The sequence below is a fragment of the Paenibacillus typhae genome, from assembly GCF_900099765.1.
Taxonomy (GTDB): Bacteria; Bacillota; Bacilli; order Paenibacillales; family Paenibacillaceae; genus Paenibacillus_AQ; species Paenibacillus_AQ typhae.
Genome location: NZ_FNDX01000003.1, coordinates 85,153 through 102,106 on the forward strand (window position 1 = coordinate 85,153; position 16,954 = coordinate 102,106).

Annotated in this window: 9 protein-coding genes; all 9 read right to left on the minus strand. The window is 58.6% G+C overall.

Annotated features, from left to right (window positions below; all coding sequences use genetic code 11):
- Window positions 1–16 precede the first annotated feature (16 nt).
- Window positions 17–1,018: a flotillin-like protein FloA gene (gene floA / locus BLR64_RS03785; RefSeq protein WP_068729313.1), complete on the minus strand. Its 1,002-nt coding sequence runs from the start codon at window positions 1,016–1,018 to the stop codon at window positions 17–19.
- 52 nt (window positions 1,019–1,070) lie between these two features.
- Window positions 1,071–2,468, minus strand: a complete 1,398-nt coding sequence (locus tag BLR64_RS03790) for an NfeD family protein (protein WP_090712662.1) — start codon at window positions 2,466–2,468, stop codon at window positions 1,071–1,073.
- 170 nt (window positions 2,469–2,638) lie between these two features.
- Window positions 2,639–3,082 carry a GatB/YqeY domain-containing protein gene (locus BLR64_RS03795; protein ID WP_039876079.1) on the minus strand — a complete coding sequence of 148 codons (444 nt, stop codon included), beginning with the start codon at window positions 3,080–3,082 and terminating at the stop codon, window positions 2,639–2,641.
- Window positions 3,083–3,097: 15 nt separating this feature from the next.
- Window positions 3,098–3,271 (minus strand): 30S ribosomal protein S21, encoded by a 174-nt coding sequence (gene rpsU / locus BLR64_RS03800; RefSeq protein WP_005547957.1) that lies wholly within the window; start codon window positions 3,269–3,271, stop codon window positions 3,098–3,100.
- 137 nt (window positions 3,272–3,408) lie between these two features.
- The gene (locus tag BLR64_RS03805) at window positions 3,409–3,768 is read right to left on the minus strand and encodes a histidine triad nucleotide-binding protein (protein ID WP_090712343.1); all 360 of its coding nucleotides are present in this window, start codon (window positions 3,766–3,768) and stop codon (window positions 3,409–3,411) included.
- Between the two features lie 562 nt (window positions 3,769–4,330).
- Window positions 4,331–7,759 (minus strand): AAA family ATPase, encoded by a 3,429-nt coding sequence (locus BLR64_RS03810; RefSeq protein WP_090712344.1) that lies wholly within the window; start codon window positions 7,757–7,759, stop codon window positions 4,331–4,333.
- Window position 7,760: 1 nt separating this feature from the next.
- The gene (locus tag BLR64_RS03815) at window positions 7,761–8,945 is read right to left on the minus strand and encodes an exonuclease SbcCD subunit D (protein ID WP_090712345.1); all 1,185 of its coding nucleotides are present in this window, start codon (window positions 8,943–8,945) and stop codon (window positions 7,761–7,763) included.
- 60 nt (window positions 8,946–9,005) lie between these two features.
- Complete coding sequence (addA, locus tag BLR64_RS03820) at window positions 9,006–13,091, minus strand: helicase-exonuclease AddAB subunit AddA (protein ID WP_090712346.1); 4,086 nt, start codon at window positions 13,089–13,091, stop codon at window positions 9,006–9,008.
- Window positions 13,088–16,606, minus strand: coding sequence for a helicase-exonuclease AddAB subunit AddB (gene addB / locus BLR64_RS03825; protein ID WP_090712347.1), 3,519 nt, complete (start codon window positions 16,604–16,606; stop codon window positions 13,088–13,090). The genes addA and addB overlap by 4 nt, the downstream gene beginning before the upstream one ends.
- Window positions 16,607–16,954 lie beyond the last annotated feature (348 nt).

The following is a 16,954-nucleotide window of genomic DNA, read 5'->3' on the forward strand; positions in this document are numbered from 1 at the left end:
GGGATCTCACATCCCCTTATTTATTGGTCGGACGGTTCGGATCATCCCCGTCGTTCACTTTACCGAGCGAGCCGCGCATCTGCGTATCGGCCTCGATATTTTTGAGATTCATGTAATCCATCACACCCAGCTGTCCGGACCGCAGCGCTTCGGCCATTGCCAGCGGCACCTGGGATTCGGATTCGACAACCAGCGCCTTCATTTCGACAACTCTCGCCTTCATCTCCTGCTCATGGGCAACAGCCATCGCTCTGCGCTCCTCGGCTTTCGCCTGGGCGATGCGCTTATCGGCTTCGGCCTGCTCAGTCTGCAGGTAAGCCCCGATATTTTTGCCGACATCGACATCCGCAATATCAATGGAGAGAATTTCAAAGGCTGTTCCGGAGTCAAGCCCCTTGGACAAAACAGTCCGGGAAATCGAATCGGGATTCTCCAGCACGTCTTTATGCGAATTACTGGAACCTACCGTGGTAACAATCCCTTCGCCGACACGGGCAATAATGGTTTCTTCGCCCGCACCGCCGACCAGCCGGTCGATATTGGCCCGAACAGTCACGCGGGCTTTAACCTTAACTTCAATCCCGTTTCTGGCAACTGCAGCTACAATCGGCGTTTCAATGACACGCGGGTTAACACTCATCTGCACCGCCAGCAGCACGTCACGCCCTGCCAGGTCAATCGCCGCCGCACGGGTAAATTCAAGCGGAATGTTGGCCCGCTGCGCCGCGATCAGCGCATTGACAACCCGGTCCACGTTACCGCCGGCGAGATAATGGCTCTCCAGCTGGTTGATGTTAAGACCCAGTCCGGCTTTGGTAGCCTTAATCAGCGGATTAACAATCCGGCTTGGCGTTACCCGGCGCAATCTCATCGCCACCAGCGTAATAATGCTGATTCTTACACCTGATGCCCATGCAGAAATCCACAGCATAACCGGGAAGAAGCTGAAGAACACACTCAATACAATGATCACGACAACCGCAATCAGCAAAATAGGAATCAAAGAAGCTTCGCCCATACCTGTTCCCAACCTCCGTTACTTTTATTAAAAATCATACTACATTCGCAGCTCATTCCGCCGCTTCCTTTACCACCACACGGCCGCCCTCCACCTTCACCACAGCAATAGGACGGTCAGGATTGATAAAGCTTCCTTCGGTAACCACATCCACCCGTTCTCCGCCGATCATGGCTGTTCCCGCAGGACGGAGCGGAGTAATGCTCATTCCCGCTGCGCCAATGAGGCTGAGCTTTTCCAGTGCAGGCACAAAGCCCTCTTCTTTGGTCAGACTCTCACGGAGAATGAACCGGTTCCAGATGCCGCGCTCCTTAAAAGTAACCACAACGACCGCAATGACTACCGCGGCAGCAGCAAATGCGATCCCGAGATTAAGCAGGGCGTGGGTGTAGCTGAAGGCTGCACGAACAACACCTGCTACCAGACAGACTGAACCCAGCAGTCCGAGTATGCCGAAGCTTGGCACAAAGAGCTCCAGCACCAGCATGACAAGCCCCAGAATGAACAGCAGCCATGTCTCCGCTCCAGCGAAGCCGGCCACGTAATTGCCGAAGAAATACAGGGCAAAGGCCAGGGTCCCGATAATACCGGGAGCACCGAAGCCCGGCACCAGCAGCTCAATGACAATCCCGGCAATCCCTATAAAGAGCAGAATAATCATTACAACCGGATTGGTGAGAAAATGTGACACCTTTTCCGCGCCGGTCTGCTTGACGTGAAAAATGTCGTCCGTCGAGTAGCCCAGCAAGCCGACTGCCTCCTCAGAGGTAGCCGCCAAATGCTCGGCATAGCCCGCTTTAATCGCTTCGTCACTGGTCAGCGCAATGATCTGTCCTGCCGCCTTGTTGACGCCGAGCTCAGGCTTGTTCACAACCAGGTTCACATCCATCATTCCTGCTGCAATGTCAGGATCACGGCCGTTCAGCATGGCTGCCCCGACCATTTTGGATTTCCAGTAGGAGACGATTTTGGCGTCATCCACACTGTTGCCGTCCCTGTCTACAAGAGACGCCGCGCCGATCATGCTTCCGGGCTTCATAATAATGCTGTCTGCGTTCAACGCTATGTAACTGCCTGCCGACGCAGCGTCGCCCTTAATAAAAGCAGTAACCGGAATGTCGTTGTCCCTGATCAGTGAACCAATCTGCTCTGCAGAATCCACAAGTCCCCCGGGTGTATCAATCTCCAGTACAATCAGAACCGCTCCGTAGTTAGCCGCCTCTGCAAATCCGCGCTCCAGAAAGCTCTGCAGCCCGCGTTCAATCTCATGTTCAACCGGAATGATAAACACAGGGCCGCTTTTGACTTCTCCGGCCGACCGGTCTGTTGACCCGGATGATGCGGCTGCACCTGCCAGTACCGGTAGGCACAGCATCAGCAGCAGAATAGCGGCAGTAAAGGAAACAAGCCCTTTCCGGAATCTGCTCACATTAGAACCTCCCCTCTTCATGATAACCCATTTCATACTCCTAGTACGCCCATATCCGTCAATCCGTTTCAAAACATTAACCGGGCTGACGGCTTATAACCCATGAAAAAGGGACAAAGATAAGCAGATGCTTATAATTTGTCCCTTTATAACGAAAAACACCCCTTATTAAAAGGGGTGTTAGCGCTATATTATTGCAGAAATTGCAGAACCGCCTGGTTCACAAGTTTACCATCGGCGCGACCTTTGACCTTAGGCATCAGTGCGCTCATGACCTTACCCATATCACTTTTCGAAGAAGCACCGGTTTCCTGGATGGTCTGCTGTACAATTACTTTAATTTCTTCTTCGGAAAGCTGCGCAGGAAGATACTTAATGATAATCTCGATTTCTGCCTTCGTATTCGCGGCAAGCTCTTCACGACCCGCTGATTCAAATTCTTGGAGGGCATCTTTGCGCTGTTTGATTTCACGACTAAGGATATCAAGCACTTCGTTGTCGTCTAATGTTCTCTTTAATTCTATTTCAGAATAATTTATCGTAGAACGAACCATTCGAATGGTGGAGAGTGTGAACTTGTCCTTACTCTTCATCGCTTGCTTCATATCTTCGTTCAATCGTTCGCTAAGATTCATGACTCGGTAATCCTCCTAAAACTTTCTCTTACGAGCAGCCTCAGACTTCTTCTTGCGCTTAACGCTTGGCTTCTCATAATGCTTGCGTTTCTTCACCTCAGCCAAGACACCATCTTTAGCGATGGAACGTTTAAAGCGACGAAGTGCAGCATCAATTGTCTCGTTTTTACGAACTTTCGTTTCAGACACCAGTTTTCCCTCCCTCCGACCAGACCGTCCAAGAGCATAACACGGTTCATCAAATTTCATTATAGGTCAAACTGAAATAAGGTGTCAACCTTCGTGTTATTCTTTTTTCGGCAGGCAATCTGATTTTCGTAAAAGTATTACGCGTGTGAGTCTGAAATGCCGACAAGGGCACCCAGCTTGGCGCCGCCGATCAGATGGTAATGCAGGTGCGGAACGGCTTGTCCGCTGTCTGGTCCGCAGTTATTAATCAAACGGTATCCGGTTTCCGCGACACCAAGCTCGAGCGCAATCTGCTGGGCAACAGCATGGATCTCAGCGATCAGCGGCAAATCCTCTGCCGTAACATCGTTCATCGAGGCGATGAACTTCTTGGGAATAATCAGCACATGCACCGGTGCCGCAGGCTGAATATCATGGAACGCCAGAATCCGCTCGTTCTCGAACACCTTTTTTGAAGGAATTGTGCCCTCAATAATTTTGCTAAAAACGGTTTCCATACAACACTTCCTCCTGAACGTTTTGTGGAGCATACCTGTCTGAGTAGTCTTTGCGGCAAAACCTGCTGCTTGGAGAGACATTTGGTCCCTATGGACCGACTGCCTTACCTTGGAATGCCCGACGCTTCTCGCCATCTGTTTTGTGTGTTCTAATCATACAGGATTTTGGCGCAATACGAAAGCCGCAGTGAGCCATTTGCAAGCAGTGCAATTCAGGTTGCGGGTAATACAGCCCGGCAGTCACACGTAATCAAAACTGTATCTGTAACAGCAGCTGATACGGCCTGAAATCCCCCTGTGAATCTTACCCTACGGATATTGCCATCCTTTCCCGGCAGCAAATATAGGGACGAGCAGTAATTCTTTTTCTCACGATACATAAAAAAAGACAAAAAAAAGAAACACCCTATCAGCTGAAAGGCTGATCGGCGGCGAACGTATGAAAAGGAGTGCATCCCGGTCATACGTCCGCCGAGGTGTTTCTAAAAGATGTCGGCTTAGCTGTATTATAACAGGGGCATGATGGTGTCTCTGTGATTGACATCACATCAAGCCCCCGGTTTCACATTTTTTCCAAAAGAATGTGCGAACCCCCGCCACCCTGCTCGGCAGGAACGACAATCAGCTTGCGCGGCAGCCTGGCCCGGAGCTCGGGAACATGGCTGATAATCCCGACGGACAGCTGGTCATTATGCAGCTTCTCGAGGGAAGTGATTACGGTATCCAGCAGTTCTGTATCCAGCGTACCGAACCCTTCATCAAGGAAAAAGAACTGCAGCGGGTATTGTCCGCGCAGCTGGATCTGTGCCGACAGGGCGAGCGCCAGTGACAGGGAGGTCAGGAACGTCTCACCGCCGGACAAGGTAGAAACCGGCCGGCGCACTCCCCCGTTGCCGTCATCGCGGATCACGAAGCCGCCGCCGGAGTCGACCTCCAGCGCATAGCGCTGCTTGGACAGAAAGCGCAGCCGCTGCGACGCCGCCTGGCAGACCTGCATCAGCTGCTCTTCGGCGATATATTCGACGAAGGCATTGCCGCGCAGCACAGTCTGCAGCTTGGACAGCCGGTCCTGCTGCTCTGCATGACGGGACCGCTGCTCCTCCAGCTCCATCCAGCGGATATGGCGCTGCTGGAGATCCTCCAGGTCGCGCTCGGCACGTGCCCGGCTCCGCAGCGATTCCTCGTCGTCCTCCTTGCACTGCTTAAGCGCAGCCACGCTTTCCTGCCAGTCTCCGTCGCTGAGGACTTCGCCCTGCAGCTTATCGGCGATGCTCCGCAGCTGCAGGTTCACTTCAGCTTCCTCCTCACGGTGGCTCCGCACCCGGAGGACAGCCGCCGTCCGTTCTTCCGGCGGCAGGGCTGCAGCTTCGATCTCGGCCGCTGAAGCAAACGGAGACGACTTCAGGCTCTCTTCCCAGCGCGCAGCAGCTTCGGTGTAATGCTCGCGGGCAGATTCAGCCGCCTGGCGGGCAATGGCCGCTTCCTTCAGCTCATGCTGCGCCTTCTCGGCGGCCTGGCGGTGGCTTAGCCTGCTGCTCTCAAGCGCAGCCTGCAGGCTGCGCAGCTGCCGCTCGCAATCAGCAAGCAGCCCGGCAGCGGCCCGGCCGCCGGTCCACTGCTGCAGGCGCTGCGCTTTCTCGCGCTCCAGTGCTTCCTTGCCCTCCAACTGGGCATGCAGCTGGGCCAGCTCCTTGTCCAGACCGGTAATTTCCTCCTGCAGCGCCTGGACGGCGGTATGTTTGTCCTCCAGGAATTTCACGCTGATCTCCAGCCGTCCCCGGATTTCCTCCGACTGCTCGTCCTTAAGCTGTATGGCCCGGTAAGCGGCCTCCGCCCCGTTCACCGCCAGTTCCGGGAACAGCGCTGCCCATTCCCCGCGCAGGCCGGCTAACTGGCCTGCCAGCTCCTCGGCTTTGGCGGCCAGCCCCTGCAGCCAGGCTGTCTCTGCCTCGACGGCAGCCGCTTCCTTATGGCACAGCTGCTGCTGCTCCTGCATGGACTGCTGCCAGCGGGCAGCTGTGCTGCGCAGCTCTGCCGAGCGGGACTTGCCGGAAGCCAGTCTGGTCTCCAGCTCCGCAAGCAGCCCGGCATCAGGCGCTTCCGCCTGCACCTGCCCGGCCTGGGCAACGGCAGCGGCGGCCTGCTCCAGGCCCGCAGCAGCCGGCGGATTACCCATAACGTCCGCCACGCTTCCGCCGTACACCTGCTCGAGCCAGGCTCCGTCCTGTTCCAGCAGGCTGCGGAACAGGTGGCGTGTATCGAGCGCCTGTCTGGCCAGCTGGCGCACCTGCTGAAGCCGGCGGGCCGTCTCGTCCTCCGCAGTGCCGTCCTGGGCGGACGCAGGCGCGGGGTGATGCTCGCTGCCGCAGACCGGGCAAGGCAGCCCGTCACGGAGTTCACCGGCGAGTGCAAGCGAGAGCCGGTGAACCTCCTGCTCTTTGAGCGCGGCCTCCAGCGCGCTGCCGTGCTGCTCCAGGCGCACGGCAGCTTCCCCTGCGGCGGCTTCCGCAGCCCGCAGGTCCTCCAGGTGCAGCGCTGCCGAGGCGACCAGCCCGCTGCGCTGCACAGCCAGCTCTTGCCGCCGGCCCTCGGCCGCGGCAAGGCGCGCCTCCGCTGCGGCGAGCACCGCCGCGCGGCCCTGGCGCTCGCGCTCGGCCGAGTCCCACTGGGTCTCGGCCGAGCGCAGCCCCTGCAGTCTCTGCATGGCTTCCTGCAGAGACTGCCGCTCCTGGGAGCGGACCGCCAGCGGCAGCAGGCTCTGCTGCAGCTCCTGCTGCTTCTTTTGGCCACGGGCCAAAAGTTCCCGCTCCCGGGCCATCCGCTCCTGCGCGGCGCCCAGCGCGCCGGAGAGCGTCCCGCTGCGCTCCAGCACAGCGGCGCGCTCCTGCCGCAGCCCGGCGAGCTCGGCTTCGAGCTCAAGCGCGCGGCGGTAAGTGTCTGCGCACTCCCGCAGCGCAGGCTCCTCCGCCTGCAGCGCAGCCTGGGCCGCCGCTTCGGCTGCGGCAAGCCCCGCCGCTTCCCGCTCAGCGGAAGCGGCAGTCACCTCCTGGCCCTCCGCGCGGGCCAGCCGGCTCTTCCAGGCCGCTTCCGCACTGCGCCAGGCAGTCAGCACAGGCAGCCGCTGCTCGGCCTCGTCAGCCTGGCCGAGCTTCTGCTCCAGGAGGAGGATACCGTCCTCCTGGGCAAGCAGCGCCTGCCGCTTGGCCTCGCGGCGGGTGCGCTCCTCCTGCAGTTCGCGGATCTTCGCGAAGCGGTCTGAACGCTGCTGGGCTTCCTCCAGCAGCCTGCGGCACTCCTCTGCGCGGCGGGCCGCTTCCGTAAGCCGCACTTCCGCCGCCTCAACGTCTGCTTTACCGGCGCTGCCGAGCCCCTGCTGCTCAGCCTCCAGTGCGCGCAGCGCGGCTTCATTGTCCTTGACCCTGCGGCTGAGCTTCAGTGCCAGCTGGTCCCCGTACTGCTCCAGGTGAAAGAGACGCTGGAGCATCTGTCTGCGGTCAACACCCCGCAGCGACAGGAACTCGGCGAATTTGCCCTGGGGCAGCACGACCGCCCGGGTAAAGTCGTCCATCTTGAGCCCGATATGCTCCTCCACACAGCGGGTAACATCAGCCAGCTTGTCCGCAAGGACATGATCGCCGTCCTCCGTAAGCTCAATAAACCGGCTGATCGTATTGCTGACCGACTGATCGCCGGTGCGCTTGAACTTCCGTTCCACCCTGAAGCGGCGGGGGCCTGAAGAGGAGACCAGCTCAAAGGTAAAGGCTACGCTAAGCTGATCCTCGGAATGGTTCATGATTCCCTGCGTACCGTTCACCGCACGCTCCACCTTGCCGTACATCGCCAGCGTTATGGCATCCAGCAGGCTGGACTTGCCGCTGCCTGTCGGGCCAAAGATCCCGAACAGCCCTGTCTCGGTCAGACTGGCAAAATCTATCTCCTGCTGCTCCCTGTAGCTCTGTAGTCCGGACAATTTTAATAGAATCGGCTTCACGTCAGCCCACCTCCCCTTCCTCCGGCTGGCGCCGGTCCTCTTCTTCCGCCAGCTCCAGGAACAGCCGGATCAGTTCATCCTCCGGTTCTGCGCCGCCGGTCTGCCGCTGGTAAAACTTGCGGAACAGCTCCTGGACCGGCATGCGCGACCGGGCGGTCTGTTCGAGCTCCAGCTCCATCTGCGGATAGACCGGTCGGATATGAATAATCCCTTCCCGCGCCTTGCGCAGACGCTGGATATCATTCAGCGACATCGCTTCCGTCAGCCGCAGCTCCAGATCGATAAAAGCGTTGGCGTCACGGCCCTCATCAAGCCAGCTGTAGACCTCCTGCAGCCCGCCGGAGGATTTCCAGTTCACAAGCGGACGGCCGCAGCTGAGATAAATCTCCTCAAATACCGGCTCGCCCCCGGGAGCAACATCCACCATCGTTACCGATTTGGCCTGGCCTGCTTCGGAAAAGCTGTAGGCCAGCGGCGATCCGCTGTAACGGATCATTCCGTCCCCTTTAACCCGCTGGGCGCGGTGCAGATGCCCGAGCGCTGTATACTGGGAGCCGCAGGACAAGGCAGACGGATCTACCGTGTACGCACCGCCGACCTGGATCGGACGCTCCGAATCACTCTCCACACCGCCCAGCACATAAATATGGCTCATTGCCAGGTTTACCGTCTGCGGCGTAAACTCCCGGCCCAGCAGCTTCATCAGCCTGCCGACTCTGGCACTGTAAGCCAGCCGCAGCTCGTCTTCCCCGCTCTCTCCGGCGAGGAGCTCACCCAGACGGGCTTCTGAGGGATACGGGAGGGCAGCGATTTTGGCAATTTCGCCCGTCCGCACCGCATGCACCGTTACCGGCTCCGAAGTAGGCATACCGACCAGTGTAATGCCCTGTCTGCGCACCAGCGGGGAGACGGAGGCCACACGTTCCGGCTGGTCATGGTTGCCCGAGATGACCACAAGCGGCCTGCCGCCCGCAGTCAGCCTGGCTGCCGCATCATAGAACAGCTGCTCAGCCGCCGCCGGAGGATTGACCGAATCATAGACATCCCCCGCCATCAAAATAAGATCCGCCTGCCCGGCGTCGGCAATTTCAACCAGCTCGTCAATGAACTGCTCCTGCTCCTTCTGCCGGCTCCGGCCTTCCAGCGTACGGCCCAAGTGCCAGTCGCCTGTATGCAATATGCGCATTTCCGCCCTCTTTTCCCCGCCAACTTTGCGGTATTCGTTGTATCAAAATATTTAATAGATTTACAGACTCACAGCATGCCCGCCGTCAAAAAAGTACAGCCAGATCTCGCTGACCCTCTCGCCTGTGATGTCCTGCAGCGCTCTGCTGTACAGCTCAAGCTGGAAACGGTATTTCTCCTTCAGCCCGTCCAGCCCGCCTGTATGCTCCAGTACGGCATCTGTTTTGTAATCGACCAGGATCAGCCGTCCGTTCTCGCGGAACAGGCAGTCGATGACCCCCTGAATCAGCACGGCTTCCGCAAGCGCACCTGCGCCGGTCATCCCGCTCTCAGCCGCCTGCTCATAATAATCAAGTCCCTCGTAAGCCTCGCCGGCCGGAACCATATAACTGAACGGCTGCTCTCTCTGCTTCCACTCGGCGTCCAGCAATCTGCGTCCCAGCTCACTTCTATAAAAAGCTTCCACTTCATCGAGTTTAACCGCCTCAGCCTGCTCACCGCTCAGGATGGCAACCCTGGCAAGACGCGCCAGCGTCGCTTCCAGCACGGCACGGTCAACCGGTCCCTCCAGCGGAACATGCTGCATTACCGTATGATAGGCGGTACCGCGCTCCGCACCTGTCAGGCCGCGCTTCTCCATAAATTTGGGCCGGCGCAGATGAAGGCTGTCCGCACGTGAAACCGGTGCTGTGCCCGGACTTTCCTTCCGTCCGCCGGCTTCAGCACGCTCCTCCAGCAGATCAAATGAGGGCTGGTCCTGCAGCGACAGCATGGATTTCAGCTCCGTAACCGATGTCTTCGCCGGAATAGCGGAGGCTGCAGCCAGCGGATACTGCCATTCGAGTCTGGCGGCAATCTCCCCAGCCGCTGCTGTAGAATAGGCGGTTACCGCCTTGCCTTTGCGCAGCGCTTCAAGCACCTGCCGCTTCTCCTCATGTTTATCTGCATCGTCCTCCGCAGCAAAAGAAGAGCTTGAGCTTAAAGAAGCGGCATTCTGTACGGAAATACTCCAGTTGGAGCTGTCGCCGTGCAGCACCGCCGATCCCGTCCCCTCTATACCGGCCAGCTTGCGCAGAATGGCTGCGGCAGGATGGCGGATCAGCGCCGGGCCGACCCAATCCAGATAGCTGCGGCCCCTGGCCAGCAGATGATCGGCAAGCAGCAGCTCCTCACGGTTCTGCGTGCCTGCCCAGGCAGTTACTGTCCGCGGTACATCACGCAACGTGCCGACGAGAATCATTTTGTCACGCGGCCGGGTTAAAGCTACATACAGTACACGCATCTCCTCGGCCAGCAGCTCCAGCCGGGACCGCCGGTTGATCGCCAGAAACGGCAGCGTCGGATAGCTGACTCTCGTCTCCCGCTCCACAAAGCGCGGGCCGAAGCCAAGCTCCTTATGCATCAGGAACGGAGAATGCAGATCCTGGCGGTTGAACTGCTTCGCCATCCCGGCGATGAAGACAACCGGGAATTCCAGACCTTTGGACTTATGGATCGTCATGATATTTACCCCGCCGGTTTCTTCACCGGTTCCTGCAGCAACACCCAGGTCACCCCCGTTTTCACGGAGACGGTTAATAAAGACGAGAAAGCGGAACAGCCCGCGGGCTGTAGTATCCTTTTCGAACTGGACAGCCCGGTCATACAAGGCTTTGAGGTTGTTCTGGCGCTGGAAGCCGCCCGGCAGACCGCCGACCCATTCCAGATACCCGCTTTCCCCGTAAATGCGCCAGATCAGCGTGCTCAGGCTCCCCTGCCTTGCGGCATTTCTCCAGCCCTCAAGCCGGTTAAGGAAATGCTGCAGCTTCTCACGCAGCCGCGGCGGGATCTGTATTGCAGAATCTGCGCCGGAATCTGTAGAGCCGGAATGTTCCAGTGCTGCTGCAATCTCCGCCTGAGCCTGATCATCGGACCCGGTTCCGGCCGTTTGCCCCCCGGCAGCCGCTATGAGAGCGTCATAGAAAGTCCCGTTGCTGCACAGACGGACAGCGGCCAGCTCCTCCTCGGTCAAACCGACAACGGGCGAGCGGAGCACACCGGCCAGCGGAATGTCCTGGCTCGGATTATCAGTGATCTGCAGCAGCGAAAGGGCGATTTCTACTTCGGTAGCCTGAAAATAGCCCTTGTTCTGGTCCCCGAAGGCCGGAATGCCTTCCAGGCGCAGCTCTTCGATCATCAGCGGTGTCCAGATCCGGGCCGAGCGCAGCAGTATAACGATGTCCCCGTAGACAACCGGACGCATCAGCTTCTGTGACTTATCATAGATCAGCAGCGGTGCGCCGCCGGTCATACCGGTCATCTGCGAGATGCGCCGGGCAATGGCCCGCGCTTCCAGCTGCGCCGTTTCGCTCTCGATGGCATCATTCTCCTGTACCGGGATTTCACCGTCTTCCCCGGCTTCTTCTGTCCGTCCGCCGGAGGAAGATCCCTTGTCAATCAGCAATAGCTCAGGGGCAAAATAAGTATCCGGCCCCTTCTCGGCCGCACCGGGAAAGTTCGCCCCGTAGACGAGCTCAGCCCGTTCATCATAGCTGATCTCGGCGACCGTCTTGTCCATAATCTGCCGAAACACCATATTAACGGCATTCACGACCTCCATCCGGCTGCGGAAATTGCGGGCCAGATCAATAACCATACCGCTCGGAGCATTCCCGTCTTCTGCGCCTGCAGCAGACGTGTTCTCAGCTTCAACGCCTCCTGCTGCACTGAAGCTGTTGTATTTGTCCAGGAACAGCCCCGGCTCGGCAAGCCTGAACCGGTAGATGCTCTGCTTCATGTCGCCGACCATGAACCGGTTCCCCGGGGCCTCACGCGCAATCAGCCGGACAATCTCCTCCTGCACACTGTTCGTATCCTGATATTCATCGAGCAGCACCTCATCGAACTGCTCACGGTATTCCACCGCGGCATCCGAAGGAAGCGAATGGCCCGGCTGTGAATCAGGATGACGCAGAATCTGCAGGCAGTAATGCTCCAGATCACTGAAGTCGACCAGCCCCCGGCCGGCCTTCTCCTGGCGGTAACGCTCACCGAAGGCGATAACAGTCTCCGCCAGCTCATGCATCAGCGGAGCCGCCTCATGCAGCTCTGCCAGAAAAGCATCAGCGGGACGGCCGAACAGTGATTTCTGCAGCTCCAGCAGACTCTTCTTCACATTGTCGCGAAGCTCCTTGACCATCTCCTGCAGCCCGGGATCGGTCGAGTCCTTCCGGCAGGCCTTCAGCTTGCCGAAATAGATTTCCACAAACACATCATACAGCTCCGCCCAGGGCCGCGAGGCAAGAGCCTCCTGCATACCTTGCACCATGGCCAAATCCTCGGCCAGATTATCCGCATACGGGGCAGGCCCGCCCGGCTGCAGGGCGATTTCCCTGGCTTGCATCAGCTGGCTGGCAGCTCCGTCCAGCGTCAGCTTGGCTTCAGCCAGGATGCTCTGCACCCATGGGGTCTCTCCCAGGCTCTCCGTGTCCGGCAGGGCAAAATCAGCCGCAGTGTCCCGCAGCCACTGATCGGGCCACGGATGGCTGCGCGAAAAGTCATGCAGCCGCTGTATTAACGCATGCACCGCATCATCGCTGCGTTCCCCGCTGAACCAGTCTGCCAGCTGCACAAATACAGGGTCTTCCTCATCCTCATTCATTTCCCCGTATTTTTCCTCCAGCAGCTCTTCCAGCAGCTCCTGGCGCATCATTTCCGCCTCATGCTCATTCAGAATCCGGAAGCCCGGATCGATCGGGATGATCTGATAATATCTGCGGATGACCTCCAGGCAAAAGGAATGCAGCGTTGTAATCGAAGCTCTGCCCAGCAGGGCGAGCTGGCGGCGCAGATGATCGGTCTCCAGGCTCTGCCCGCCTGAGGCACCCTCCGCCTCCTCCAGCTTCTGTTCCAGTGCTTCACGGATCCGCTGGCGCATCTCAGACGCCGCTGCTTTGGTGAACGTGGCGACGAGCAGCCGGTCCACACTGAAGCCGGTTTCCGCCCGGCTGATTTTGCGGATAATCCGCTCCACCAGTACGGCCGTTTTGCCTGAGCCTGCCGCAGCAGCAACCAGTATATCGTCACCGCTTTCGGCGATCGCCCGCCACTGGTCGTCACTCCAAAAGCTGCCTTCCGGCTTCGGTTCTATTTCCGCTCTGATCCTCACGGCTTCTCTCCTCCTTTATTGGACAGCAGCTCCCAGACGGCATCCTTGCCCGGTCTGCCCAGATTGTTATAACCGTTGCCTTCCACCGCTTCGTCGAACTGGCAGACCGGCCGGAATGAGCAGAAGGTGCAGGCTGTCTCCTGCTGAATCCGGTAAGGCTGGATGGCCACATCCCCTTCCGTAATCCGCGTCCCGATCTCTGTAATATTGCTGCGAACGGAGGATAGCAGCTGTCCCCACTGCTCAGGCGTAGCCACGGATGCGCTGCTGTAGAAGCTTCCGTCACTTTTTAGCGCCACCGGTACAATGGAGGAATAGCCCTTATCCAATGTCGTATCCATCAGCGAGACCACCTCACGGTCGGCGGTCAGCAGCCCCTTCATTTTGAACCGCTTGAGCAGCTCCTGCGCCGCCTGTTCCCGGTTAAGGCCGTTCGGTGAAGTAAGCAAGGGATCATGTACATGAAAATATAATGTTCCGGCCGGAAGCGCCGCTCTGCCCAGCCACTGCTCCGAATAGGTAAGCAGCACGTCGAGATAGGTCAGCATCTGCAGCGACAAGCCGTAATACACCTCATGCAGCTTCAGATCCTTCTGGCTGGATTTGTAATCAATCACCCGCAGCAGCACGCCCTGCTCGCTTTCCGCTTTATCGACCCGGTCAATCCGGCCGACCACCTCCATCACACAGCCGTTAGGCAGATTGATTCGCAGCGGGGGCAGATCCTTGCCCGGTCCAAAATCCAGCTCAAGCCCCGCCGGCTCAAAGCTGCCCCGGCGGGCATGCTCGCCGAGAATAATCGAGGCGCGCCCGACAATATTCTTGAGCTTGCGGGAAATATATCCGTACCGTTTGGTGCTCATGAGGATTTCTCCCTGCAGCAGCGGAGCAAGCTTGTCCACCGTCGCTCCCGCTTCCCGCCGGCATTCCTCGGCCGACAGGCTGCCCCAGCCCTTGCCCTGATCCTGCAGGCGCTTAGCCATGTCGCTCAGTGCCGCATGGAACAGCTGGCCGATATCCGGTGCCTGTAGCTTGTAGAGCTGGCGCTCCTTGAGCCTCAAGCCGTATGAGGCAAAGTGGGAGAAGGAGCAGGCCACGAATTTCTCCATCCGCGAGACACTGCCCCGCAGCGTTGAACCGCCGTACAGCCGCAGGCTGGTCTCCCGCCGCAGCGGAATCCCGCTGTTGCGGTAGAACAGCGATCCCAGCAGGCGTTCCAGCGGCAGCCGCCGCTCCCGGCCGCCGCTGATGTACCAGTTATAGGCATCCCACCAGAGGCCGGGTATGTCTACGCCTTGCTTCCATTGACGAAGCTGCATAATCAGCATGCGCAGTGTCTGCTCCGGCTGGCCGATGAAGCCGAGATGCCGGGCTTCTCCTTCAGCATCGTCCGGCTGGACCGCGGAAGGGAAGCCCGACATAATGTGCTCAGTCAGCCCCTCAGGGAACATAATGTGCAGCTGGCGGATAATCTCGGAAGGCAGAAGCGCCTTGCCTTCATCATCCGCCGTCGCATAGCTGATCCACAGTCTGCGGCTGGCTGTTGTGAGCGCATTATAGACCAGAAACCGCTCGTCCAGCAGCTTGCGCGCGGCTCCCGGCGCAAGCTCCATTCCGGCATTCTCCAGCACCAGCCGCTCGCCTTCGGAGAGGATTCCGTCCTCCTTGAACTGGGCCGGAACAACCCCTTCATTAAAGCCGAGCAGAAAAGCATATTTAACACCCGTCGTCCGGGTCCGGTCCATCGTTCCGACCAGCACCTGATCCAGTGACGGCGGAACAAGTCCCATTCTGAGTTCAGTCAGGCCTGTTTCCAGCACACCGGCAAACAGCTCAAATTCCAGCCGCTCCTCGCCCATCATTTCCGCAATCTGGTCCAGCAGGTCAAGCACCGCATCCCACAGCTGGCTGTGCTCACGGGCAACCGCCGGCTCACCCTGCTCCAGAGCTGCCCTACTACGCTTCTCCAGCTTGCGCGCGATATCCGTTTCCTGCAGCAGCTGATAAACGGCCGTACACAGCTCAAGACCGGTACGGCTCCGCTTGACCCGCTTCTCAAAGGCATACAGAGGCCCTGTGATCGCCTCCCGGCACGCTTCCATCTTCGCCAGCAGCGCTTCATCCACGGTTCTGGCTCCTTCGAGCGAGAGGCTCGGTATCCCCTTCCACGGCTTGCCGTTAGTCCAGCGGTAGCCCTGGATGCCGCAGGCCAGCACATAGTTCTCAAGCTGATCCATATCCTCACGGGTCAGGCTGCCGTCCAGCGGAAGCAGCAGCTCCGTCTTCACACAGCGGAACACATCCTCGTAACGCCAGCGGCGGCGCACGGTATCGAGCGCAGAGCGGATAAATTCCGCCAGCGGATGATGCAGCTCACTGGCCTTTTGGTCAAGGAAAAAGGGAATGCCATAATCTTCGAATAACGGGGCAACCAGCGCCTCGTAGTCGCTGATATTCCGTACAAATACGGCCATTTCGCCGTACCTTGCCCCTTCCTCGCGGGCCAGCCGGAGCATTTCCCGCAGCGCGCCTTCAACCTCGGTCCTGCGGGAGGAGGCTGCCGTTACCGATAGTTCCCTGCCAACCTGCCCGGCAGCCCCGTTCCACTTCCAGCGGCGGCCGTAGCCCCGTTCCAGATGGGCAAGGGCTGGACTGTCCGCAAACCGCGGCAATACAGGGGGAGCAAGCAGCTCATCCCACACCTCAAGCCCCGCCTCTTCCGCCATCCCGCGCAGCTTAATATACGTAACAGCCGGCGGATGAAACAGCTCCAGCTCATGCGGCTGCAGCCCAGGCGGATACATTTTGTCCAGGGTCAGCGCCACGGTTAACTTGGAGGCATGCAGCATGATTTCGCGCAGCACCAAAAATTCTTGCGGAGTAAAGCCATGAAATCCGTCTACCCAGACTTCGGCGCCGCGGATAAAGGAAGAATCCGGGATATGTGCGGCGAGTTCAGCCAGCCGGTCTTCTTCATCGATATACAGTCCCGCCATTGCCCGTTCCAGATCGCTGAATACAAGCTGCAGATCATCCAGCTTGCCGGCCAGAATCGGGCTGCCCGAAGAGTCCCGCATTCTGGACAGCTGCTCCTCCAAATCATTCGTTCCGAGGCAGCAGCGCTTCAGCTCGGTATGCAGGCTGCTCAGCCGTTCAACGAAGCCGGGCCGGTCACCGGAGGCGCCGAACAGCTTCAGCTCATCCTTGCGGCGGCTGATAATTTTGTAGAGCAGCATTTTCTTGCCTTCCTCGCTGATCGGCAGACCCGCGCTGCCACCTGTCTCCTGCTTCACCCGGTAAGCCAGCCGGGAGAAGCTGAGCGTCTGGGCCCGGATGCTGCCCTTGGCTTTTGCCGTACTCAGCAGCCCCCGTTCCGCACTGAATGAGCCCTGCTCAGGCACAAGCACAATCAGCGGTGCGCCCAGCGGCGCTGATTCCAGCCGGGAGGAGACCTCCTCCCAAATTCTCGTAGTTTTGCCGCTGCCCGAGCGGCCTAGCAAAAAGTTCACCGTCATTGCAGTAGACTCCTTCCGTGGTGCAGATGGGGTGCGTAAACCCCGGCACCCTTGTTACATTCGTCCCAACATTATAGCATATCTGCAAATCTCTTAATAGAACGTACGTTTGCCATTGTTTTCAAATCTCAATATTTACCTGTACAGAACGAAAAGAAAACAGCCGCAATTCCTGCGGCTGCCTCCTTGTTTGGACATGAACAAAACGATCCTATTTTTTTGCAGCAGCACTTTAAGCCATTCCTGCGCCTCGGCTTCTCTGGAGTATACAAGGGAGGCAGCTTTTCCACCTAATGATTCCAAAAGTTAGGAAGTGACGGAATTAGGTGGCGAACCCCCCACTAAGGG